24 protein-coding genes are annotated in these 21,645 nt (G+C 45.1%); 10 read left to right on the top strand and 14 right to left on the bottom strand.

Annotation, left to right across the window (positions count from 1 at the left end):
• Window positions 1-106: 106 nt before the first annotated feature.
• The 5 genes from IQO02_RS00900 to IQO02_RS00920 all read right to left on the bottom strand — a co-directional run bounded on the left by IQO02_RS00900 (window position 107) and on the right by IQO02_RS00920 (window position 4,130).
• On the bottom strand, window positions 107-706 hold the full coding sequence (locus tag IQO02_RS00900) for a thiol:disulfide interchange protein DsbA/DsbL (RefSeq protein WP_010433299.1): 600 nt from the start codon (window positions 704-706) through the stop codon (window positions 107-109).
• A gap of 55 nt (window positions 707-761) precedes the next feature.
• Window positions 762-1,748 carry a serine/threonine protein kinase gene (locus tag IQO02_RS00905; protein ID WP_010433301.1) on the bottom strand — a complete coding sequence of 329 codons (987 nt, stop codon included), beginning with the start codon at window positions 1,746-1,748 and terminating at the stop codon, window positions 762-764.
• A gap of 74 nt (window positions 1,749-1,822) precedes the next feature.
• Entirely contained in the window at window positions 1,823-3,241 is a 1,419-nt protein-coding gene (gene ccoG, locus IQO02_RS00910; RefSeq protein WP_016784122.1) for a cytochrome c oxidase accessory protein CcoG, read from the bottom strand.
• Between the two features lie 327 nt (window positions 3,242-3,568).
• Entirely contained in the window at window positions 3,569-3,832 is a 264-nt protein-coding gene (locus IQO02_RS00915; protein WP_010433308.1) for a YihD family protein, read from the bottom strand.
• 130 nt (window positions 3,833-3,962) lie between these two features.
• The gene (locus IQO02_RS00920) at window positions 3,963-4,130 is read right to left on the bottom strand and encodes a hypothetical protein (RefSeq protein WP_010433312.1); all 168 of its coding nucleotides are present in this window, start codon (window positions 4,128-4,130) and stop codon (window positions 3,963-3,965) included.
• Window positions 4,131-4,413: 283 nt separating this feature from the next.
• Here IQO02_RS00920 and IQO02_RS00925 point away from each other — a divergent pair, with 283 nt between their 5' ends.
• Window positions 4,414-5,205: a sporulation protein gene (locus IQO02_RS00925; RefSeq protein WP_010433315.1), complete on the top strand. Its 792-nt coding sequence runs from the start codon at window positions 4,414-4,416 to the stop codon at window positions 5,203-5,205.
• 123 nt (window positions 5,206-5,328) lie between these two features.
• Window positions 5,329-5,982 carry a PAQR family membrane homeostasis protein TrhA gene (trhA, locus tag IQO02_RS00930; protein ID WP_010433318.1) on the top strand — a complete coding sequence of 218 codons (654 nt, stop codon included), beginning with the start codon at window positions 5,329-5,331 and terminating at the stop codon, window positions 5,980-5,982.
• Here the strand turns inward: trhA and IQO02_RS00935 are convergent.
• From IQO02_RS00935 to def, 6 genes are all read right to left on the bottom strand, one after another.
• Window positions 5,979-6,569: a DUF3157 family protein gene (locus IQO02_RS00935; protein WP_010433321.1), complete on the bottom strand. Its 591-nt coding sequence runs from the start codon at window positions 6,567-6,569 to the stop codon at window positions 5,979-5,981. The two genes, trhA and IQO02_RS00935, sit on opposite strands and share 4 nt — an antisense overlap.
• Before the next feature lie 26 nt (window positions 6,570-6,595).
• Window positions 6,596-8,041 (bottom strand): TrkH family potassium uptake protein, encoded by a 1,446-nt coding sequence (locus IQO02_RS00940; protein ID WP_010433323.1) that lies wholly within the window; start codon window positions 8,039-8,041, stop codon window positions 6,596-6,598.
• A 96-nt stretch (window positions 8,042-8,137) separates the two neighbouring features.
• Window positions 8,138-9,514 (bottom strand): Trk system potassium transporter TrkA, encoded by a 1,377-nt coding sequence (trkA, locus tag IQO02_RS00945; RefSeq protein ID WP_010433327.1) that lies wholly within the window; start codon window positions 9,512-9,514, stop codon window positions 8,138-8,140.
• Window positions 9,515-9,623: 109 nt separating this feature from the next.
• Window positions 9,624-10,904: a 16S rRNA (cytosine(967)-C(5))-methyltransferase RsmB gene (gene rsmB, locus IQO02_RS00950; RefSeq protein ID WP_016784119.1), complete on the bottom strand. Its 1,281-nt coding sequence runs from the start codon at window positions 10,902-10,904 to the stop codon at window positions 9,624-9,626.
• A gap of 119 nt (window positions 10,905-11,023) precedes the next feature.
• Window positions 11,024-11,989 carry a methionyl-tRNA formyltransferase gene (gene fmt, locus IQO02_RS00955; protein ID WP_010433333.1) on the bottom strand — a complete coding sequence of 322 codons (966 nt, stop codon included), beginning with the start codon at window positions 11,987-11,989 and terminating at the stop codon, window positions 11,024-11,026.
• Window positions 11,990-12,027: 38 nt separating this feature from the next.
• Window positions 12,028-12,540: a peptide deformylase gene (gene def / locus IQO02_RS00960; RefSeq protein ID WP_010433336.1), complete on the bottom strand. Its 513-nt coding sequence runs from the start codon at window positions 12,538-12,540 to the stop codon at window positions 12,028-12,030.
• Between the two features lie 140 nt (window positions 12,541-12,680).
• Here def and IQO02_RS00965 point away from each other — a divergent pair, with 140 nt between their 5' ends.
• From IQO02_RS00965 to IQO02_RS00980, 4 genes are read left to right on the top strand one after another with little or no spacing between them, the layout of a single operon-like run.
• Window positions 12,681-13,772, top strand: coding sequence for a LysM peptidoglycan-binding domain-containing protein (locus IQO02_RS00965; protein ID WP_016787660.1), 1,092 nt, complete (start codon window positions 12,681-12,683; stop codon window positions 13,770-13,772).
• Window positions 13,769-14,881, top strand: coding sequence for a DNA-processing protein DprA (dprA, locus tag IQO02_RS00970; protein WP_016789736.1), 1,113 nt, complete (start codon window positions 13,769-13,771; stop codon window positions 14,879-14,881). Before IQO02_RS00965 ends, dprA begins: the two co-directional genes overlap by 4 nt.
• A gap of 3 nt (window positions 14,882-14,884) precedes the next feature.
• Complete coding sequence (locus tag IQO02_RS00975) at window positions 14,885-15,361, top strand: DUF494 family protein (RefSeq protein ID WP_009848094.1); 477 nt, start codon at window positions 14,885-14,887, stop codon at window positions 15,359-15,361.
• A gap of 12 nt (window positions 15,362-15,373) precedes the next feature.
• On the top strand, window positions 15,374-15,943 hold the full coding sequence (locus tag IQO02_RS00980) for a type I DNA topoisomerase (RefSeq protein ID WP_010433345.1): 570 nt from the start codon (window positions 15,374-15,376) through the stop codon (window positions 15,941-15,943).
• Window positions 15,944-16,011: 68 nt separating this feature from the next.
• On the opposite strand, the gene IQO02_RS00985 is transcribed toward IQO02_RS00980, so the two are convergent.
• Both IQO02_RS00985 and purE read right to left on the bottom strand, forming a co-directional pair.
• Window positions 16,012-17,142 carry a 5-(carboxyamino)imidazole ribonucleotide synthase gene (locus IQO02_RS00985; protein WP_016799604.1) on the bottom strand — a complete coding sequence of 377 codons (1,131 nt, stop codon included), beginning with the start codon at window positions 17,140-17,142 and terminating at the stop codon, window positions 16,012-16,014.
• A gap of 5 nt (window positions 17,143-17,147) precedes the next feature.
• Window positions 17,148-17,633 carry a 5-(carboxyamino)imidazole ribonucleotide mutase gene (purE, locus tag IQO02_RS00990; RefSeq protein WP_004735777.1) on the bottom strand — a complete coding sequence of 162 codons (486 nt, stop codon included), beginning with the start codon at window positions 17,631-17,633 and terminating at the stop codon, window positions 17,148-17,150.
• A 195-nt stretch (window positions 17,634-17,828) separates the two neighbouring features.
• Here purE and IQO02_RS00995 point away from each other — a divergent pair, with 195 nt between their 5' ends.
• From IQO02_RS00995 to IQO02_RS01010, 4 genes are all read left to right on the top strand, one after another.
• Window positions 17,829-18,386, top strand: a complete 558-nt coding sequence (locus IQO02_RS00995) for an L-threonylcarbamoyladenylate synthase (protein ID WP_010433350.1) — start codon at window positions 17,829-17,831, stop codon at window positions 18,384-18,386.
• Window positions 18,387-18,405: 19 nt separating this feature from the next.
• On the top strand, window positions 18,406-19,323 hold the full coding sequence (gene hemF / locus IQO02_RS01000) for an oxygen-dependent coproporphyrinogen oxidase (RefSeq protein WP_102282647.1): 918 nt from the start codon (window positions 18,406-18,408) through the stop codon (window positions 19,321-19,323).
• Between the two features lie 75 nt (window positions 19,324-19,398).
• Complete coding sequence (gene aroE / locus IQO02_RS01005; RefSeq protein WP_010433366.1) at window positions 19,399-20,229, top strand: shikimate dehydrogenase; 831 nt, start codon at window positions 19,399-19,401, stop codon at window positions 20,227-20,229.
• 17 nt (window positions 20,230-20,246) lie between these two features.
• On the top strand, window positions 20,247-20,516 hold the full coding sequence (locus IQO02_RS01010) for a DUF1488 domain-containing protein (protein ID WP_010433369.1): 270 nt from the start codon (window positions 20,247-20,249) through the stop codon (window positions 20,514-20,516).
• On the opposite strand, the gene IQO02_RS01015 is transcribed toward IQO02_RS01010, so the two are convergent.
• Entirely contained in the window at window positions 20,513-21,058 is a 546-nt protein-coding gene (locus IQO02_RS01015) for a gamma carbonic anhydrase family protein (protein WP_010433372.1), read from the bottom strand. The two genes, IQO02_RS01010 and IQO02_RS01015, sit on opposite strands and share 4 nt — an antisense overlap.
• Window positions 21,059-21,645 lie beyond the last annotated feature (587 nt).

The following is a 21,645-nucleotide window of genomic DNA, read 5'->3' on the forward strand; positions in this document are numbered from 1 at the left end:
GGTTATTAATATCAGTAAAGCACGGTATTTCCTGGCTGATTATTTCTCAATGATGGTTTTTGATTTAGGAAAAAAAAGGAAGCCTGAGCTTCCTTTAATCATTAACTTACTTCTTTAATAAGAAGTTAACCAGCTCGAAGTACTCATCGAGAGAGTTAATACCTTGAGCATCGATCAGGTAGCGATTATTGACTACAACAGCGGGAACGCCTGACAGACCACTATCTTTAAATGCTTTGTCGAAGCGACGAACCATAGAATCTACTGCAAAGCCATTGTAAGCCGCATCAAATTTTTTCTCGTCGACGCCTTCGTCCAAGAAAATTTGACGTAGCTCTGCTTCATCGCGTGGTGGCTTGTTCATGTTGTGAATGCGGTTAAACATCACTGGCACCATTTTGTCTTCCACTTTCAATGCAATCATGGTTGCGTAAGCTTTGCTCATTGGTAAGCCCATGTTGCCACCCATGAATGAAACATGGTTCTTCTGTAGCTTGGCGTCTTTAGGTAGCTGTTGTTTTAGCTGCTGGATGATTGGCTCAAAGCTATTACAGTGTGGGCAGTAAAAAGAGAAGAACTCTGTCACCATTGGTTTTTTTGATGCTTCTAGGTCGAGAACTTTGTAGTGTTCACCTTCGTTAAATTTCGCAGCGTGAGCTGAAAGGCTCAACATGATCAATGAGAAAAATGCGAATAGCTTTTTCATTTATCCAATCTCCATTATGTTTGAATTTTTATCTAGTTGTATGTTGCGATTATTATTACCACTGAGGCATTAACGAAAGTGGTGGTTCTTGCAGGGTAGCAATTTGCTCTTTACAAGCAAGTACTTGTTGCTCCCAATATTTAGGATCATTAAACCATGGGAAGGCCAAAGGAAAAGCAGGATCGTGCCATCGTTTTGCTAGCCATGCCATGTAATGCACCATACGTAGACCGCGTAGTGGTTCGATTAGTTTCAGTTGTGAGGTATTAAAATCACAAAACTCTTGATAACTCTCTAGCAGAATATCCAGTTGCATCAGTTTATCTTGGCGTTCGCCGTTAAGTAGCATCCATAGATCTTGCACCGCTGGTCCATTGCGCGAATCATCGAGATCGACGAACATTGGTCCGTCGCGCCACAATATATTACCTGGGTGGCAGTCACCATGCAGGCGGATGTTCTCAATGTTGCTCGGCCACTGGTTCTCTAGCTCTTTTATCAGAAGGTCAACGTCATTGAAGAACGCGTTTTCTAGGTGCGTCGGGATAAACTGCGAATTCTCTAGAATCTTACGTGGCTGATATAGGTATTCATCTAAGCTAATGGTTGGACGGTGTTGGAATGTTTTGCCTGCACTTGCCTTATGAATTCGACCAAGGAAACGACCTACCCCTTCCAGTTGGTTCAAGTTATCGACTTCGTACTGCCTGCCACCAACACTGTCAAACAGTGTAAACAGATAGCCTTGATATTCATGTAGGGTTTCGCCATTGATGCGTATCGGCGGTGCGACTGGAATTTCTTGGTCGATAAGCTCAAGTGTAAAGTCGTGCTCTTCTTGAATCTGTTCTTTGCTCCAGCGTTGCGGCCGATAAAACTTAACGACGTAGCGTTTACGGTCTTCGTCGGTGAATTGATATACCCGGTTTTCGTAGCTGTTGAGGGCGAGAAGCCCAGATTCAGCTCGAACTCCAATACTCTCCAGTGCGTACCACATGAAGTCAGGGGTCAAGTTATCAAAGTTAAAGGCTTGCATCGTCATAGAATAAAAAAGGCTCATTACTGAGCCTTTTTCCATTTATAGGGAAGTTATACCAATCCGTGAGAGGCTTGGTATCAGAGTTTCTTGATAAAGCGGCTTTCTACTTCCATCGTAAACTCTTCATTATCCGAGAGTATAAACTGAATTGTCGAAACTGGTGAGCTCAGTTTTTCTGGGTCGACCCCCAAACTGATAGGTAGGTTCAAAACCTCGCCCGGATCGACCGTAATGGTTTGCTTACCGTACCAGATAGAATTGGGTAACCCTTTCACATCAAGTTTGTACTCTTGCTCTTGCTGAGTTTTGTTGATGACTTTCAAGTTGTAAGTATTTTCGACAAGCCCTTGAGTATTGATTCTAAATAGCTGGTTTCTATCTCGCAGAACGCTTAAGCCTGCAGGATCAACACTCGCGATTTGTGCAAAGAATAAACCCAGCATAACGATCAATATTACACCATAGCCTAAGAGTTTAGGGCGCATCACCTTGGTTGAGTGACCTTCAAGTCTATGTTCTGTGGTGTAGTTGATCAGGCCTTTTTCATAGCCCATACGTTCCATCGTGTGGTCACAGGCATCAATACACGCACCGCAGTTAATGCATTCGTATTGTAGGCCGTCACGAATATCGATACCTGTCGGGCAAACTTGAACGCATAAATTACAGTCAATACAGTCACCAAGGCCAAGCTCTTTTGGATCGGCTTTGCGAGAACGAGGGCCGCGGCTTTCACCACGTTCTGTGTCGTAACCAACGATGAAAGTGTCTTTATCGAACATAGCCGATTGGAAGCGCGCGTAAGGACACATGTGCAGACAAACAATTGAACGCATCCAACCGGCATTGGCATAAGTACAGCCTGCAAAGAACAGTACCCAAAACACCGGCCAGAAAGACGAGTTAAAGGTAAAGAAGCCAATCACCAACTCTTTGATAGGGATGAAGTAACCGACAAAGGTTAGTCCTGTTGCGATTGCAATTGCCCACCATGCGATGTGTTTGAGGGTTTTTCTAACGATTAGATTGCTTGTCAGTTTACCTGAATCTTGTTTTCTTCTCTTATTGGCAGCGCCTTCTAGCTTTTCTTCGAACCAGATGTACATAAAGGTCCACACGGTCTGAGGACACAAGTAGCCACACCAAACACGGCCTAAAAAGGTTGTGATAAAAAACAGGCCGAACGCAGCAATCATAAATAGGATGGCGAGGAGCGTCAGATCTTGCGGGTACAGCGTGGTGCCAAAGAAGTTAAACTGCTGGCTGCCGATATCGAGTAAGATCGCTTGTCGCTCACCAAATGGAATCCATGGGATAAGCGCAAAAAGTAAAAGTAAGAACCAACCGCCATAACGGCGCAGTTGTTGGAATTTACCTTTGCTTTCTCGAACATAGATTCGGTTACTTGGGTTAAATCGATCTCCATTACCTTTATGTGTTTTCGGGTTAAAGGTTTTAGGCGTCACATCTTTGATATCGATTTTATCCTGACTCATGGACTATCCTTTTTGTGGCTTGTTTGCCCTGTTAAAGAGGGCATGACGACATTACTTGAAAGTATGGTTTAGAGAACCTATTGAAATTGAGCTTGGTGCATTTGTTGTTATCGCACTCACTCTTATTATTTTAGAAGATTCTTATGGATGGCGATTATAACGACAATCTTGTTCTCATTTCTTTAACGCTATCAACCTTTAACAACAAAAGTCATAACAGTTGTGACGAAAAAATAGCGAACAGAAACAAAAAAGCGACCAAGAGGTCGCTTTTTAGAATTGAGCAATTTATTGATAAGGCAATTAAGCTTTAACGCATTTAAGCTGTTAAAGGATGCCACGCGCTTTTAAAATCGCGGTTTTGAAGTCATCTTCTTGGTCTTTTTTCAGGCCTGGGATCATTTCATCTTTTTCACTGTTACGCATTTTGAGGTGATAGATCAGAACGTCGTCTGTCAGTTCTTCAAGTTTACCTTCGTAGCCCGCTTCTTTTGACAGTTTAATGATGAATTCTAACAAGTTAAGCTCTTGATCTTTCTGCCACTCAGGCTCCATCAATTCAAGCAGTTCTTCAATACGATGACACTTCATACTTTATTCTCCACAAATTTTATAATGATTTGTGGCTTAAGGTATCAAATCAGGTAGGGAATACCAATGTGTAAACACATTTCAGAAAGGATAGGGCAAGAAAAAAGCGCAGTAAAAACTGCGCTTTTTATTAAGCGGCTTTAATTACTTTTGTTGCAGTCGGTGCTAATAAAGCAGTCTTCTCAACTAAAGTCATTGTTGGAGCCAATTTCTTAGCCATTGGAGCGGCAGCAAAGCCACTACGACGACGCATCGCACTACGGTTGGTGTGCGAGAACCTGACAGCTGTTGGGCGCATTCATTTACCTAACGGTCAGGCATATCCATTGCCAATCTAATGGCCTGATTTACCATGAGATCCGCTTCAATTACTTGAAGAGTCACTCGTCTGGCTTTCGCCAATCCGAATAATAAATCAGGATAATGATATGCATGCATATCAAGGCTTAGATTATCACTATCTAAGTTATCGATCGACGCTTGAGTGATAAATAGACGATATTAGAGCTAAAATAGTGTGAGCAGTATATTTGAGTTTGAACCTCTTTCAGGCTTAAGATGATGTTTTAAAGGAGGTGCATATGTCGTTCTTAAAGAAAACGTTAGCAAGTTTTGGTATTGGATCTGCCAAAGTGGATTCTGTATTGCAACAGGAAGTGCTTTATCCAGGGCAAAAGGCGAGCATTATTGTGCATGTGTATGGTGGCTCTCAACCGCAGGAGATAGATAACATCGATCTCAACCTGTGTTGTCGCTACATAAAAGAAGTGACCACTAATTCGCAAAGGCAAGAGGGCGGTCAAACACGTCGAATGCACCAAACATACTCGTTGGCCAAATGGAGCCTGCCGTATTCCTTTGTGATTCAGCCGGGAGAAACTCGTGACTTTGAATGCGAGTTTGATGTGCCGTTGAATACCCCTGTGACGATTGGTGACTCAAAGGTGTGGCTTGAAACCGGGCTCGATATTGCGATGGCGATTGACCCTTCGGATAAGGATATTTTAACGGTTCGTCCTGATGCGCTACTTGATGGCATTTTTAACGAACTCGAAGCTCAAGGTCTGCGCATTCGCCAAGTTGAATGTGAAGCGGTAGATGGCTTTGAATTACCGTTTGTACAAGAGTTTGAATTTGTTCCAACCACAGGCCCTTATCATGGCCGCTGGCGTGAGCTGGAAGTGGTTGCTCATCGTGATGATACGGAGCTTAAGCTGTGGTTTGAGATAGACCGCAATCGCGATGGTGCAAAAGGTATGTTGGCTAGCTTGCTAGGCATTGGTCAGCTGCAGCGTCAGTTGAGTGTGCCATTGGATACCTCACCAGAAGATGCGGGCAAAATGGTGCTTGAGTATTTAGACAACGCTTCTTAGTGTCTGAGGAGCGACTCGGTCACACATACTTAGCAGCATTTACGTCATAATAATTTAAGCTTACACGTGTAAGCTTAATGTGTAATACTAGGCAAATCGAACATTTACTCTAGTAGGATAACCATGTCTGCATCATCGGCTAGCGAATACAGTGATATTGAAGAACGCGCTAATGCGATAACCCATGGTTTGGGCGTTGTACTTGGTGTGGTAGGCCTGGCCCTATTGCTGATTCGTGCTTTTGATTACCAAGCCGACATGCTTACTGTTGCCAGTATGGCGGTGTATGGCAGCAGTATTATTCTGCTCTTTCTTGCTTCCACGTTGTACCACTCGATCACCACTGAGAAAACCAAGCGCTTGCTCAAAACTCTTGATCACTGCGCGATTTATTTACTGATTGCTGGCAGTTATACGCCATTCTTGTTAGTGAGCTTAAGAACACCATTAGCAATGGGGTTGATGGCGGTAATCTGGGGTATCGCGTTGGTCGGAATTATAATGAAGATTGCTTTTGTCTATCGATTTAAGCGCTTGTCATTGGTGACATATTTAGCGATGGGTTGGTTGTCGTTGATAGTGGTGTATCAACTAGCGATGAATATCGAGATGGGCGGTTTGGTATTATTAGCGCTTGGCGGTGTGATCTACTCTTTGGGGGTGATTTTCTATGTGGCAAAACGCATCCCTTACAATCATGCCATCTGGCACTTGTTTGTTTTGGCGGGCTGCGCTTGCCATTTCTTCGCTATTTACTTGTACGTGACTCCGGTTTAGCGAGCTAGTACTTCAGTAATTTCAGCTTTGATCTGATATTCAGGGTGTTGTTCTAGGTCGAGCTTGATTAGCTTGCCTTCCTCACCTGTCTTTGGTCGCAAATATGTGTCGGCCATTCGTTTGATTGATTTCCACACTGCAACTTTTTCTTCTGCCAACAACTCGCCTTCTACAGTAAATACGCTGATGTTAAGTGATACTAAAATGACAGCTTGAGTGCCTTGGTTGGTGATGGCAGTCGGAATAATAAGCTCACCATTTTCATAGCGACTTGCACCCAGTACAACATCCACTCCTGATTGAGACAGCTGTAAGCTTGGTTTTTTACTATTAACCACAACCGTTGTGCCACGAGTATTCGTCGCTACCGGGACGGCTACGACAGGTGCTGCTGCAACGGGCACGGCGATCTCTGATGTTGTCGCTGCTGCTTCCGTTTGCTTCGGTGCCACATATTGCCAAGTAAAATCATCTTTGAGTAACACTTGCTTGCCATCAGGCAATGTGACCATTTGATCAGCAAAGGCAGAACTTACGAATACTGAGTTTGCAAGCAATGCGCCAGCGAGAAGTACGTATGATTTCATCTGTGTTTCCTTGATTTTGTGCTTGGTTAGCGTCGCCAAAAGGCTGGAAAAAATAGAACAATGAGCGTCAGTATCTCGAGTCGCCCCATTAGCATGCCTAAACTTAGCAACCATTTAGCGGCGTCTGGCAGTGGGGCAAAGTTCCCGGTTGGACCGATCACGCTACCCATTCCCGGGCCCACGTTGGCAACGGCTGTGATAGCGCCAGATATACTGGTCACAGGATCAAGTCCCATCGCGCTCAAGCCGCCTGCAATTAAGATAATCGTGATAAAGAACATCAGACCAAATGCGACGAGTGAACGCACAATATCGTCATTCACAGGTCGCTGATTGTAGCGTTGAACAAACACGCCCGATGGGTGAATTAGCTTCATCATTTGTTTGTGGAGCATGGTCATCGCGATCTGGAAACGGAAGATCTTAATACCGCCAGAGGTTGACCCCGAGCAAGCTCCTGCCATCATCAGGAAGGCAAATAATGTGCTTGGCAGTGCGCCCCATGCAGTGAAGTCTTCTAAGCCAAAACCGGTTGTGGTGACGACTGATACAATGTTGAACATCGAAACGCGCATCGCATCCATGACAGTGTAGCCATCTCTAACCACCAACCATGTCGATATTACGGCACTAGTGACCAAAAATAGATACGTGAACCCTCTCACCTGTGCATCTTTATAGAGGATTGAGAGTTTTCTGCCTCGCAGTGCGCTAACAAACAGTAAGAACGGCAGTCCACCAAGGAACATGAACAGTGTTCCCACCCAGTGAGCACTGTTGGAGAAGTGGTTCATCGATCCATCTGAGGTTGAGTAACCGCCTGTAGATAGCGTGGTAAATGAGTGGTTGATGGCATCAAACACACTCATGCCCGCAAATAGGTAGCTCACCAAGCATAGGCCTGTTAATACCAAATAGACCGCCACGATGTTCTTGGCGACGGTTTTTGCTCTCGGGCTGCTTTTATCTGACCAATCGGAAGACTCAGTTTGGAACAAGCGCATACCACCGACGTTAAGCATTGGTAGAACCGCTACTGCCATTACGATGAACCCAACACCACCAAGCCACTGCAATATAGATCGCCATAATAGAATGCTTGGTGCCATGCTGTCTAAGCCGCTTAATACGGTTGATCCTGTCGTGGTGATACCCGACATGGTTTCAAAATAGGCATCAGTGAAGCTGATGTGGTTGATGAAGACAAAGGGTAGTGCAGCGAAGGCGCTGGCAATAGTCCAGACCAAAGAGGTGATCAGGAACATGTCTCGCACCCCAAGTCGGAAATTAGCTGAACGGCCTAAGCTTAAGCAGATGAACGCCACAATGTGCGTGATCACTACCGATTGACCAAACTCGAGGAAGCCACCGGTGCCAGTAAAAAAGGCAACCAATGTAGGGATGTACATGAAAAGGGCGAGTTTTGATAACACTAACCCTATCACTAATAATATCGGACGAAAGTTGACCATAGCTTAATAGACCATAGCTTAAATAGATTACAGCTTTGTGCCGGAGCGTCGTTCTCACAAAAAGAAAGTTGCGAGAAGAAGCTTACGAGAACAAGGCTATAAGAAGAATGGGCTCGGTTGGAATAGAGACTCAACATCAGGTACGTATTTCTTGTCCACTAGGAACATCACAACGTGGTCATCTTGTTCAATTACGGTTCTATCGTGCGCAATAAGAACCTCTTCTCCGCGAACAATTGCACCAATAGTGGTGCCCGGTGGCAGTTTGATGTCGCCAATCGCTCGGCCAACGACTTTCGATGTGGTTTCGTCACCGTGAGCAATGGCTTCGATCGCCTCTGCAGCGCCACGACGTAGAGAGGATACGTTTACAATATCAGCACGACGAACGTGAGTAAGCAACGCAGAAATGGTCGCTTGTTGTGGCGATATCGCAATATCAATCACACCACCCTGAACAAGGTCGACGTAAGCACCACGCTGAATCAGTACCATTACCTTCTTGGCACCCATTCGCTTAGCCAGCATAGCGGACATGATGTTGGTTTCATCTTCATTGGTTAGGGCAATGAACACATCCACCTGATCGATGTTCTCTTCGGTTAGCAGTTCTTGGTCGGCGGCATCACCACAAAATACGATGGTGTTTTCTAATTCTTCAGATAGCTTCTCAGCACGAGTGTAACTACGTTCGATAAGCTTGATGCTGTAGCTCTGCTCAAGGCGTTTCGCCAAGCTTGCACCAATGTTACCACCTCCGACAATCATGATGCGGCGGTATGGCTTCTCTAGGCGTTGCAGTTCACTCATTACTGAGCGGATATGGTTACTCGCGGCCACGAAGAAAACCTCATCGTCTGCTTCAATGATGGTAGTGCCTTGCGGGCGAATAGGGCGGCCTTGACGGAAAATAGCAGCAACACGAGTATCGATGTGCGGCATGTGCTCACGCAAAGCAGATAGGGCGTTACCGACCAGTGGACCACCGTAGTAGGCTTTTACTGCGACGAGGCTAACTTTCTGTTCAGCAAAGCTCACAACCTGCAATGCGCCTGGGTATTGAATCAGGCGCTCGATATAGCTGGTCACTAGCTCTTCGGGTGCGATCAGGTGATCGACTGGGATAGCACCAGACTTGAATAGCGCTTCTTTCTCTTCTAGGTATTGAGGAGAGCGAATGCGGGCAATTCGGTTTGGTGTGTTGAAAAGAGAAAAGGCAACCTGACACGCAGCCATGTTGGTTTCATCCATGTTGGTTACGGCAACCAACATGTCGGCATCTTGCGCGCCCGCTTCACGTAGTGTGTTCGGGTGGCTGGCATAACCGTTTACAACCCTAAGGTCGTATTTATCCTGAAGTTCACGAAGTCGGTCAGTATTACGGTCGACAATAGTGATGTCGTTGTTTTCACCAACCAGGTTTTCAGCAAGGGTACCGCCAACTTGGCCTGCACCTAGGATAATGATCTTCATAGCCTGTCTCTTTTCTTTACCGTCGTAATTCTAGTGATCTCACTTTGTTTTGATAATGCACTAGAAAGAAACAGCGGCTAAGAAATAAATTCTTAGCCGCTGTTAGTTGTTATGCCTGTTTTACTAGAACTGCGTAGTAGAAGCCATCCATATCTTCTTCTCCAGGCAGTATTTGACGACCTGGATTTTCGATATCAGACCCAACAAGCGTTGCGTTCTCGGTTCGCTCAAGGAATGCTTTCACTTGCAGCACGTTTTCTTGCGGCGTGATAGAACATGTCGCATAAACCATGGTGCCGCCTTCTTTCAGCTGACGCCACATTGCATCCATGATCTCGCTTTGCAGCTCTGCTAGTGCATCAATATCAGATGCACGACGTAGCCACTTGATGTCAGGGTGACGACGAATTACGCCAGTCGCTGAACAAGGAGCATCAAGCAGGATACGGTCGAACTTATCACCCATCCACCACTCTTCAGGGTAGCGAGCATCGCCACAGATTACGTCGGCACGCAGTTGTAGGCGTTCAAGGTTATCGTAAACACGGTCTAGGCGTTTAATATCACTGTCAATCGCAACCACTTCAGTGTCTTGAGTATGTTCAAGAATGTGCGCAGTTTTACCACCTGGCGCTGCACAACAGTCTAGGATTAGCTCACCATCTTTGGGTGTTAGGTAATCAACAGAAAGTTGAGCTGCAGCATCTTGTACAGATACCCAACCTCTGTCGAAACCCGGAAGCAAAGTAACATCACAAGGTGACGCTAATTTTATGGCATCAGCCGCTTCTGGGTGCAGTGTGTATTCAATGTTTTCGTTTTTAAGCAGTTCAACATACTCGTCACGAGTGTGGTGTTGACGGTTTACGCGCAGCCACATTGGTGCTTTGCTGTTGTTTGCTTCAATCAGTTGCTCCCACTGATCTGGGTAGCTTTCTTGAAGCATTTTTAGAATCCAGCTTGGATGGCTGTATTTGCCCGCATTGTGGCTAACTGCTTTTTCATCCAGCTCTTCTTGATCGCGCAGGTAGCTGCGAAGTACTGCGTTGATCAAACCACTCAGGCTTGGGCCGCGCAGCGTTTTGGTTGCTTCAACTGTTTCAGCAACGGCAGCATGCGAAGGGATGCGCATAAAGCTCAACTGGTAAATGCCTACTAAGATCAGGTGGTGGAATACGCGCTTTTTACCTTTAAGCGAGTTTTCCATCAGTTCGTTAGCGATTGACTCCAAGCGAGGCAGGTAACGAAGTGCGCCGTAGCAAATCTCTTGCAGTAGAGCATGGTCTCGCGGACGGATCGTTTTTTGAGCCGCAGGGAGAGCGTGTGAAAGAGAGTGGCCTTTATCGACAACTTGGAATAGGACATTTGCAGCAGCAGCGCGAACATTCATGAGGGGTACCGAATATTTATTTGAATACATGAGGGCATCTCTGCCCTCGTAAAGGTTTTCTAAACTGTGTTTTTACAAGCTACACGTTTTTAAGTACATATTGAGTAGCTTTAAAGCGGTTAAGAAAGTTGAGTACCAACTTCAAACCAGCTTGCACGTGAGTTCAAGATATCTTGAACTGACATAGCTTTTTTGCCTGGAACTTGTAACTGTTCCAATACTAGTACTTTGTCGCCAGTCGCAACATAAATACCAGTCTTATCTGCTTTGATTATTGAGCCAGCTGGCGCAGACGTCGATTCTTCATCAACACGTGTCTGCCAAACTTTAATGCTTTTTTCATCATTAGAGCTGCTATCAGTAATCGCAAAGTGACTCATTGGCCATGGGTTGAAAGCGCGCACACAACGTTCGATGTGTTCTGCACTGTCATTCCAATCAATTTTTGCTTCTTCTTTGCTCAGCTTCTTCGCGTAGTTAGCAAGCTCGTCATCTTGCTTCTCAGCAACAGCCTTACCAGAAGCGATGTCTGCTAAACACTCAACAAGAGCATCAGGACCAAGACCAGCTAACTTTTCGTACATTGACGCACTGGTATCTGTAGATTCGATTGGTAGCGTTGCGATGCTTAGCATATCACCGGTATCTAGGCCGATATCCATCTGCATGATCGTCACGCCAGTCTCTTTATCGCCCGCCCAGATAGAGCGTTGGATCGGAGCAGCACCACGCCAGCGTGGCAGGATTGAACCATGCACGTTGATACAACCTAAGCGAGGCGTATCTAATACAGCTTGTGGAAGCAATAAGCCGTAAGCGACAACAACCATGATGTCAGCATTCAAATCTGCTAGCTCTTGCTTAGCTTCATCTGACTTGAAGTTTTCTGGTTGGTAAACCGGAATATTGTTTTCAAGTGCGATGTTTTTTACCGGGCTCGCAGTCAGTTTTTTACCGCGGCCTGCTGGACGATCTGGCTGTGTGTAAACAGCAATAACTTCATGCTCCGAAGACAACAACGCCGCCAAGTGACGGGCGGCGAAATCCGGAGTACCTGCGAAGACAATTCTTAAAGATTGACTCAAGGTAGACTTCCTTCTTAATTTAGTAATAGCAGCGGTTATTAGCCTTGTTTCTCGTTGAAACGTTTAATCTTCGCTAGCTTATCTTGAATACGTTTGCGCTTTAGTGGCGATAGGTAATCAACAAACAACTTACCTTCTAGGTGGTCAAGTTCGTGCTGAACACAGATAGCCAGAAGGTCGTCAGCGTCGAATGTGAATTCGTTGCCTTCGCGGTCCAATGCTTTAACTGTGACTTCTGCAGCGCGAGGTACTAGAGCTCGAGCGCCGGGTACAGATAGACAGCCTTCTTCGATACCATCTTCGCCACGCTTCTCGGTAATTTCAGGGTTGATCAGAACAATAGGTTCATCACGTGTTTCTGAAATATCGATAACAACGATGCGTTGGTGGAAATCTACTTGCGTTGCCGCAAGGCCGATACCTTCTTCGTCGTACATGGTTTCAATCATGTCATCAACGAACTTTTGAATCTCTGGGGTAACTTCTTTTACCGGTTTCGCCACGGTACGTAGACGATCATCTGGTAATGTTAATACTTGTAATACAGACATATACACTCGAAATATTGAACTGTGCCGAAACAGCTTAAACCTTGTTGGCTCAATTCTAGACATTTTAGAGGTCAAATGACAGCATCCTGAAGGTAATTCTCAAATCAGATGTCATATATTCAGACCAAGGAACCTAGGTCATGCGTCATTTTTCTTCTATTTTTTCTCTCGTTTGTGCCTCACTTTCGTTCACCGTTATGGCTGAAAATAGTGAGCAACCTTTAACCATTAGGCAGGATGCACCTCAGGTTTATGTCGTAGTTAAGGGCGATACCTTATGGGATATTTCCACGATGTATCTCGATAGTCCTTGGTTGTGGCCGAGGTTGTGGCAAGTAAATCCAGAGATAGAAAACCCTCACCTTATTTACCCCGGAGATAAATTGTCTTTGGTTTGGATTAATGGCGAGCCTGTATTGAGCCTAAAGCCTGTAATTAAACTGAGCCCTAAGATTCGTGTCTCTGAGAAGAAAGCGGTGCCTACCGTCAACGAGGGGCTGGTTCTGCCATATCTACAATCTGACCGCTTGGTTGAGCAGCAAGATATCCAATCAGCTCAACGAGTGTTGGGGACAAGCGATGGTAAACGTTTCTTATCGGGTGAAGACCGGTTATTTATCTCGGGTAAACAGCAGTATCCCAAGTGGGGTATCTACCGCGCCGTCGAAACTTACCAGCGACAGCTACCTCAGGCGAGTATGACCTCGTTACGTTTGGTCGCCACGGCACGCTTAAAAGAAGTGGACGCTGAGTTCAGTCGCTTACAGATCGAGACCCAACTGCAAGAGGTGCTGCTTAACGATCTAGTGTTGCCTGAGCTTGGTGTCGATCAGGTGAAGCTCTCAACCACATTTTATCCAGCGCCTAGTGCTGCAGGGCAGTTTGCTAATATATTGGGTTCATTAGATGGCAGCCAATACAGTGCAAAGAATCAGGTGGTCGTTATCAATAAAGGCTCACAGGACAATCTTCGCCAAGGCTCTATGTTTACCCTCAGCGAAAACGGCGCTGTGGTGTTTGGTAAGCAAGGTGAATACAGCTACAAAGAGTCAGCGGCGAGCGATAAGGTGCAATTGCCAAGTACCTCGCTCGGTAGTTTGATGGTCATCCGCCCTTACGAGTATTTTAGTCTCGCCCTGATTACTCAGAGCTCAAAACCGGTTAGCAATGGCATTCTGGCGGTATCGCCTGTGGACCTTGCTTTGAAGGAAGAGGTTAAGGGCACCAAGTGAATGAGCAACCACTGATCGCTTGGCTCTCTCTGAGCTTTGTTCCGCAATTGGGTGGCAAGCGACTTTCTCGATTGCTGAGCATTGATTCCCCTCCGAATATTGTTGGTTACTCAAGTCAGCAACTGCAAGCGCTTGGTCTGTCTGCCAAGCAAATTGCTTATTTAAGAGAGCAAGCCCCAAGAGAAGTGGAGGCTTGCTTAGCGTGGCAAGCAAGACAACCCAACCATCACATCCTTACCCCGAATTGCCCTCATTACCCCAAACTGCTGAATGAGACCGCCTCTGCGCCAAGTGTGCTTTTTGTTAAAGGTCATGTTGAAAAATTGATTGAGCCTCAAATCGCGATGGTCGGCAGTCGCAATGCTAGTCTCGAAGGGTTGCAAACCGCGAAGTCTTTCGCCAAAGAGTTCGTTCAAAACGGTTTGATTGTCACCAGTGGCTTAGCGCTCGGTATCGATGGCTATGCTCATGATGGTGCTCTAGATAAGGGTGGGGAAACTTTTGCTGTGTTGGGTTCGGGTTTGGATTCTATTTATCCTGTCCGACACCGAAATTTAGCGGATAGAATTTGTGAGAATGGTGCGTTGATTTCAGAGTTCCGTCCAGATGCCAAACCACGACCTGAACATTTTCCTCGTCGTAACCGTATTATAAGTGGTTTATCGCTCGGAACCTTAGTGGTTGAAGCAGCTGAGAAAAGTGGCTCTTTGATTACGGCTCGCTATGCCATGGAGCAGGGGCGCGAGGTTTTCGCGCTTCCAGGTTCGATTCATAGCCCAACCAGTCGTGGAGGGAATAGTTTAATCAAAGCTGGTGCATGTTTGGTACAGAGTGCTCAAGATGTTCTGATTGAAATAAAGAGTCTGTTAGACTGGTCTATTGATCAGCAGCCCAGTTTGTTCGAACCTACGTCCAGTATTGGGGAAAATGAACAATTGCCATTTCCACAGCTGTTCGCTAACGTAGGGTTAGAGGCGACACCCGTTGATATTTTGGCACAGAGAACCCATATACCTGTGCATGAGGTCATGATGCAGCTTTTGGAGCTTGAGCTCTCAGGGCATGTTGTTGCAGTTTCCGGTGGCTATATTCGAAAGGGGAGAGGCTAAGCTATGATGATGGACATACTGATGTACTTGTTTGAAACCTACATCCATAGCGATTCTGAATTGCAGGTGGATCAAGATGAGCTGGAAGATGAGCTTCTTCGAGCAGGGTTTCACCAAGATGATATTTATAAGGCTCTCCATTGGTTAGAAGATCTTGCAGCATTGCAAGATACCGAGAACCAAGCGGCGATTAGTGTGTGTTCCAATACCTCGATGCGTATTTATACCAGTCGAGAGATTTCACGTATTAATATGGAGTGTCGAGGTTTCTTACTGTTCCTTGAGCAGATCAATGTACTCACAACAGAGATTCGTGAAATGGTGATTGATCGTGTGATGGGGCTTGAGACCAACGAATTTGAATTGGATGATCTGAAATGGATTATCTTAATGGTGCTATTTAATGTGCCGGGTAATGAAAGTGCTTACACGCAAATGGAAGAGCTGTTGTACACCAAAGAGCAAGGTATCTTGCATTAATACAGGCTTGTCATGAGTAGTAAGATTGATAATCAGCTTTTTTCAGCACATGAACATGCATTAGAGCATGAACCATGTCCACAGTGTGGTGGAGAGCTTCAGCTTCGCCATGGTAAGCACGGTCCATTTTTAGGCTGCAAGCAGTATCCAAGTTGCGATTACATCAAACCCCTACATCAAAACGATGGCCATGTGGTGAAAGAGCTGGGTGTACCATGTCCTAAATGCCAAAACGAATTGGTATTAAGGCAAGGTCGCTTTGGGATGTTTATTGGTTGTAGCAGCTATCCAGAGTGTAATCACATCGAATCTTTGGACCAACCGAAAGAACGGCCTGAAGAGCAGCCACTTGTTGCTTGCCCTGAGTGTGGCAGAGGCCATTTGGTTGAGCGTAAATCTCGCTATGGCAAAATCTTCTATGCTTGTGATAACTACCCTAAGTGTAAATTCGCCGTTAATCAGCCACCTGTTATAGGTCGTTGTGAAGAATGCTTGTTTCCATTGTTGCTGGAGAAGAAAACGGCCAGTGGTACTAAGAAGCAATGTGCTGATCGCAAGTGTCACCACATTCAATCTCAATAACCTGATGTTATAGACACAAAAACGGCGCTCAATGAGCGCCGTTTCTATATTAAACCCACAATGAAAGCTTACTTCAGTTGCTCTGCAAATTCATGAACAGCAGGGTAGGCTTGCTTATCGAGAATGTTTGCCAATGAACATAATGTTCTTTGCAGCTCGGCGTTGTAGTCAGCGCTCACATTGATGTGGCCCATCTTACGACCCGCACGCTTCTCTTTGCCATACCAATGAACATGACAACCGTCTTGAGCCAGAATAGCCTCAGGGAGGGTATCTTCGCCAAGAATGTTGATCATTGCCGTAGGACGAATCAGTTTAGTGCTGCCTAGTGGCATTCCACATACGGCACGTAGGTGATTTTCAAACTGACAAGTTTCAGCACCTTGTTGAGTCCAGTGGCCAGAGTTATGAACACGTGGTGCAATCTCATTTACAAGCAGTGAACCTTTAACATCAAAGAATTCAAGCGCCAACACACCAACGTAATCCAAACGCTCTGCAACTGAGGTGAACATGGTTTTCGCTTGCTCTTGCAGTTCAATGTCATCAATTGCTGTCGATAAGCTCAACACGCCATCGGTGTGAACATTCTCAGCCAGTGGGTACACTTGAATATCGCCATTGATACCACGAGCACCGACCAGTGAGACTTCGCGATCAAACGGGACGAACTCTTCAGCCACAATTGCTTGGTTATCTGTTGCGGCAATGCACTCCGCCATTTCTGTCCATGTCGTGTCAACATTGTCTAATGTCTTTAAGCGCCATTGACCTTTGCCATCGTAGCCGCCAAGTGTGCTCTTCAATACCATTGGTAAGCCAACGTGAGCGATCGCAGCGTCAAAGTCTTCGCGAGAATTAATCACGTAGTACTTGGCATTTTTCACATTTGCTTCGTCTAACAGGGCTTTTTCAAGGCGACGATCACCGCCAGCTTTGATTGCTTCTGTTGTCGGTAAGAACTTACCGCTGCGCTCACACACCTCAAGTACATCGTGAGGGATATGTTCGAATTCAGCAGTAATGACGTCCGCACGCTCAATCGCATTGTCTAAGCCGCTGCCTAGAATCGCTTGCGTTAATGGGTGAACAATATTTTTGCTGCCAACATCAAAAGCAGAAATTTCAATATTCAGTGGTGCCCCAGCTAGGGACATCATGCGAGCAAGTTGGCCCGCGCCTAACACAAGAACATGCATGGGAATTAGTCCTCTGCAGGGTTTGGATTAGCCAGAACCGTTTCTGTTTGCTCAGAGCGGAACGCTTCTACTTTTGCCATCACTTCTTCATTGTGAGTACCAATGATTTGCGCGGCTAGGATACCAGCGTTAGCAGCACCAGCTTCACCGATAGCCAGAGTACCTACCGCGATACCTTTTGGCATTTGTACAATAGAAAGCAGAGAGTCCATGCCTTTCAGTGCTTTAGACTGAACGGGAACACCAAGAACAGGTACGCTTGTGAAAGCTGCAGCCATACCCGGAAGATGCGCAGCACCACCCGCACCCGCAATAATCACTTTAATACCGCGCTCTTTCGCACTGGTTGCGTAGTCTGCAAGCAACTGAGGTGTGCGGTGAGCAGAAACCACTTTTGTTTCGTACGCCACGCCAAACTGATCCAACATTTCTGCAGCTAGCTTCATTGTTGGCCAATCAGATTTAGAACCCATGATAATACCGACAGTCATCTCAAACTCCTTCAGGTACGATTTAATTAGTGATTAGATATTTTGCGCGCATTATACGGGTAAAACTACTTAAGGAAAACGTTTGCGTCAGTCTAAGTTGTTAATTGATACATTTTATAAACAAATAGCTTTAGTCACAGTGAATGATAATTTGTACACTTAGCGAGTTTGATAACTGAATTAACGAGGCAGCCCGTGGATAACTTTCAACATACATTGCAGGCATTACAGCAAGGTGAAGTCATTGCTTACCCTACCGAAGGCGTTTTTGGGGTCGGTTGTGATCCCGATAATCCACAAGCTATCAAGAAATTGCTCGATTTAAAACAGCGACCGATGGAGAAAGGGTTGATCCTAATTGCTGCGAGTTATGAGCAGTTGTTGCCTTATATTGATGAAAGCCAGTTGACGGAAGCGCAGTTAGCGACCGTAAAAGCAACGTGGCCTGGCCCAGTTACTTGGATCATGCCAACCAGCAGCAAAGTGACTAACTGGGTCAGCGGCCAGTTTGATTCCATTGCAGTACGAGTGACTGATCACCCTTTAGTTCAAAGAATGTGTAATGAATTCGGTAAGCCGTTAACCTCTACCAGTGCCAACCTGACTGGCGAGCCGCCTTGCATGACGACTGAAGAAGTTCAGCAGCAACTTGGCCAATATCTAGTCTCTATTTTAGAAGGTCACACGGGTGGTCGCGAAAAACCAAGCGAAATTAGAGATGCAAAAACGTCGAAAATATTAAGACAGGGTTAAACCCTGCAAAGGAAGTAAGATGTCAGCAATTGATAAAGAAGCAGTAAAGCAGTTTTTACTGAGCCTACAAGATTCGATTTGCCAACAGCTTGAACAAGCTGATGGTGCAGCTCTTTTTGAAGAAGATGCATGGCAGCGTGAACCTGGCGAACGTCTTGGTGGCGGTGGTCGAACTCGCGTGATGACCAATGGTGCGGTATTTGAGCAAGGCGGTGTTAACTTTTCTCATGTCGCTGGTAAGGCTATGCCTGCCTCTGCAACAGCTCACCGTCCTGAATTAGCCGGACGTAAGTTTGAAGCTATGGGTGTCTCATTAGTTATCCATCCTAAAAACCCATACATCCCAACCTCACACGCGAACGTACGATTCTTTATTGCCGAAAAGGAAGGGGAAGATCCTATCTGGTGGTTCGGTGGTGGTTTTGATTTAACGCCATTCTATCCTGTCGATGAAGATTGCCAATCTTGGCATCAAACTGCTAAAGACCTGTGTGCACCATTTGGTGATGATGTTTACCAAGAACACAAAGAGTGGTGTGATAAGTACTTCTATCTACCTCACCGTGATGAAATACGTGGTGTTGGCGGTCTGTTCTTTGATGACTTAAACGAGTGGGGCTTTGAAAAGAGCTTCGCTTATATGCAGGCGGTCGGTGAAGGTTTTGCAGCCGCGTATTTACCAATTGTAGAACGACGCAAAGAGACACCTTATGGTGAACGTGAGCGTGACTTCCAGCTTTATCGTCGTGGTCGCTATGTTGAATTTAACCTTGTGTATGACCGTGGCACCCTATTTGGTCTACAAAGCGGTGGTCGTACAGAGTCTATATTGATGTCGATGCCGCCATTGGCTCGCTGGGAATACCGCTACGAACCACAAGCGGGTTCACCAGAAGCTCTGCTTTATAGCGACTACCTAAAGCCTCGAGTTTGGTAGTTCTTCCTTCCTTATAGGGATAGTGATAGGGTCATCTATATAGAAGACCCTTTTTTATTTCTGTTAGGTAAGGATATGACACAGCAAGTAGATCGTTATGCCGTTTTCGGTAACCCTATTGGTCAAAGCAAATCGCCATTCATTCACACATTATTTGCTCGCCAAACCAGCCAACAACTTACCTATACAGCATTACAGCCAGAACATAGTGAATTTATCACTGCTGCGAAAGCCTTTTTCAGCGAAGGTGGTAGAGGATGTAATGTCACAGCACCTTTTAAAGAAGATGCGTATCAGTTTGCCAATCGCCTAACTGAAAGGGCTGAACTAGCTGGTGCTGTAAACACACTTAAGAAGCTCGATGACGGAGAAATCATTGGTGATAACACCGATGGTGAGGGTTTAGTTCAAGATCTGCTTCAACATCAAGTTGCGTTAAAAGGAGCTCGCGTTCTTCTTCTTGGCGCTGGTGGTGCTGCGAGAGGAGTGATTCAACCTCTTCTCGACCAAAAGCCAAAACAGTTGGTGGTCGCAAATCGAACTAGTTCAAAGGCTGAACTTCTGGCTGAGATGTTTTCTTCATATGGAAACATTAAAGGAATGGGATTAAGCGATGTTAATGAAGGGTTTGATGTCATCATTAACTCGACCTCATCTGGTCTAAGTGGTCAGCTTCCTGAAGTTTCTGAGATTATCTTTAATTCGAATAGTTCCGTTTATGACATGGTTTACGGTTCGGGAACTACCGTATTTAATCAATGGGCATTAGATAATGGTGTTCATGCTGCTTATGATGGTTTGGGCATGTTAGTGGGACAGGCAGCAGAAAGCTTTATGCTTTGGCGTGGCCTTCGTCCGGGAACAAAACAGATTTTAAGAGAATTACGTAAAAACCTAGAGATGTAAGAAGGTATTTATAAAAAATGAATCAATCAATTCTATTTCCGGATATACAAGATTGGGATGAAGAGAATCAATCAATCACCTTCCCTGCGCAGCAGTCGGGCGCCCTGATTGAGTGTGTAATGTCTATTGAGGAACTATCTCGATTAGCTGGTAAAGAGATAGGAGAAGGCGATCAAGCTTTAGTTATTTTTTCAGAGTTACGTTTTGATATTGAAGAGCTAGCTGAAGAGTTAATAGAAGAAGAGGAGTATGACTCCTCTAATCGGATTCAAATCAAAATGCTTTAGACTGGCAGTACAGAGTCTAGATAGTCGTTTTTATTCTGAACATAGTTGTCAGCTGACTTCTGTAAAAAGGCACGCTCTTTATCATTTAATGGGCGTGCTTGTTTTACTGGGCTTCCTACATATAGATAACCGCTTTCAAGTACCTTATTAGGTGGAACTAAGCTACCAGCACCAATCATCACTTCTTCTTTAACAATAACGCCATCAAGCACGATAGCTCCCATGCCAACAAGTACGCGATCTTCAATAGTACAGCCATGCAGCATTACTTTATGTCCGATAGTGACATCATTACCTATTAATAGAGGATAACCGTCAGGGTTTTCTGCATTCTTATGGGTGACATGCAAGACACTGCCGTCTTGGATATTCGTTCTCTCCCCAATATGAATGTGGTTAACATCTCCTCGAGCTGCAACCAAAGGCCACACGCTAGAGTCGTCACCGATTTTGATATCACCAACCAGTACCGAACTTGTATCTATATAGACACCTTGTCCAATCTGAGGGGATATTCCTTTATAACTGCGTATTGAACTCATAAGTCCTCCTTTATATAGGTACCTTAAGCCCTTAATTAAGAGGAATACTAGTGATAATGAGGTGTTTTGAACAAAAAACGCTCGAACAATCAAAAAAGTAAGAAAAACTTCAAAAAGGGCTTGCCAGTGTGATCGAAATCTCTATAATGCGACCTCGTTGAAACGGGAAGGCTTCTTAGGAAACCAAAACGAATCAACAAGCCAAATTAGCCAAGTTAAGCGCTTGAAAAAAGTTTTGAAAATAGTGGTTGACACTAAAACTTAAATCGCTAAAATGGCCGTCCGATTTGAGCGAAGCTCAAAAAGGAAAAGCTCTTTAACAATTTAAACCTATCAATCTGTGTGGGCACTCGTTGATGAATATCAAAACGTTTTATCGTTAGATAAAACAGATTCTTCGGAATCAAAATTGATTTCAATGAACTGAGTGACCAATACGAATAACTTCGGTTATTTGGCACAGTCAATTCATTATCATTCTGTTGGAATGGTAATAGCTTTAAAATTACATAGTAGTTTTGAAGTCAGTATTCGTTGAGTCACAAAATCTTAAATTGAAGAGTTTGATCATGGCTCAGATTGAACGC

Origin of the sequence: Vibrio sp. OPT24 (assembly GCF_015163545.1) — a bacterium.
Taxonomy (GTDB): Bacteria; Pseudomonadota; Gammaproteobacteria; order Enterobacterales; family Vibrionaceae; genus Vibrio; species Vibrio cyclitrophicus.

Excerpts from the sequence above, each read along its gene's own strand:
- ccoG (WP_016784122.1), bottom strand. The coding sequence starts at position 3,241 with ATGAGTCAGGATAAAATCGATATCAAAGATGTGACGCCTAAAACCTTT.
- rsmB (WP_016784119.1), bottom strand. The coding sequence starts at position 10,904 with ATGAATGTTCGCGCTGCTGCTGCAAATGTCCTATTCCAAGTTGTCGAT.
- aroE (WP_010433366.1), top strand. The coding sequence starts at position 19,399 with ATGACACAGCAAGTAGATCGTTATGCCGTTTTCGGTAACCCTATTGGT.
- trkA (WP_010433327.1), bottom strand. The coding sequence starts at position 9,514 with ATGAAGATCATTATCCTAGGTGCAGGCCAAGTTGGCGGTACCCTTGCT.
- IQO02_RS00935 (WP_010433321.1), bottom strand. The coding sequence starts at position 6,569 with ATGAAATCATACGTACTTCTCGCTGGCGCATTGCTTGCAAACTCAGTA.
- IQO02_RS00975 (WP_009848094.1), top strand. The coding sequence starts at position 14,885 with ATGATGATGGACATACTGATGTACTTGTTTGAAACCTACATCCATAGC.
- IQO02_RS01010 (WP_010433369.1), top strand. The coding sequence starts at position 20,247 with ATGAATCAATCAATTCTATTTCCGGATATACAAGATTGGGATGAAGAG.
- IQO02_RS00920 (WP_010433312.1), bottom strand. The coding sequence starts at position 4,130 with ATGCGCCCAACAGCTGTCAGGTTCTCGCACACCAACCGTAGTGCGATG.
- IQO02_RS00900 (WP_010433299.1), bottom strand. The coding sequence starts at position 706 with ATGAAAAAGCTATTCGCATTTTTCTCATTGATCATGTTGAGCCTTTCA.
- IQO02_RS00985 (WP_016799604.1), bottom strand. The coding sequence starts at position 17,142 with ATGCATGTTCTTGTGTTAGGCGCGGGCCAACTTGCTCGCATGATGTCC.
- def (WP_010433336.1), bottom strand. The coding sequence starts at position 12,540 with ATGTCTGTATTACAAGTATTAACATTACCAGATGATCGTCTACGTACC.
- IQO02_RS00980 (WP_010433345.1), top strand. The coding sequence starts at position 15,374 with ATGAGTAGTAAGATTGATAATCAGCTTTTTTCAGCACATGAACATGCA.
- IQO02_RS00905 (WP_010433301.1), bottom strand. The coding sequence starts at position 1,748 with ATGACGATGCAAGCCTTTAACTTTGATAACTTGACCCCTGACTTCATG.
- IQO02_RS01015 (WP_010433372.1), bottom strand. The coding sequence starts at position 21,058 with ATGAGTTCAATACGCAGTTATAAAGGAATATCCCCTCAGATTGGACAA.
- IQO02_RS00925 (WP_010433315.1), top strand. The coding sequence starts at position 4,414 with ATGTCGTTCTTAAAGAAAACGTTAGCAAGTTTTGGTATTGGATCTGCC.
- hemF (WP_102282647.1), top strand. The coding sequence starts at position 18,406 with ATGTCAGCAATTGATAAAGAAGCAGTAAAGCAGTTTTTACTGAGCCTA.
- trhA (WP_010433318.1), top strand. The coding sequence starts at position 5,329 with ATGTCTGCATCATCGGCTAGCGAATACAGTGATATTGAAGAACGCGCT.
- IQO02_RS00940 (WP_010433323.1), bottom strand. The coding sequence starts at position 8,041 with ATGGTCAACTTTCGTCCGATATTATTAGTGATAGGGTTAGTGTTATCA.
- IQO02_RS00965 (WP_016787660.1), top strand. The coding sequence starts at position 12,681 with ATGCGTCATTTTTCTTCTATTTTTTCTCTCGTTTGTGCCTCACTTTCG.
- purE (WP_004735777.1), bottom strand. The coding sequence starts at position 17,633 with ATGACTGTCGGTATTATCATGGGTTCTAAATCTGATTGGCCAACAATG.
- IQO02_RS00915 (WP_010433308.1), bottom strand. The coding sequence starts at position 3,832 with ATGAAGTGTCATCGTATTGAAGAACTGCTTGAATTGATGGAGCCTGAG.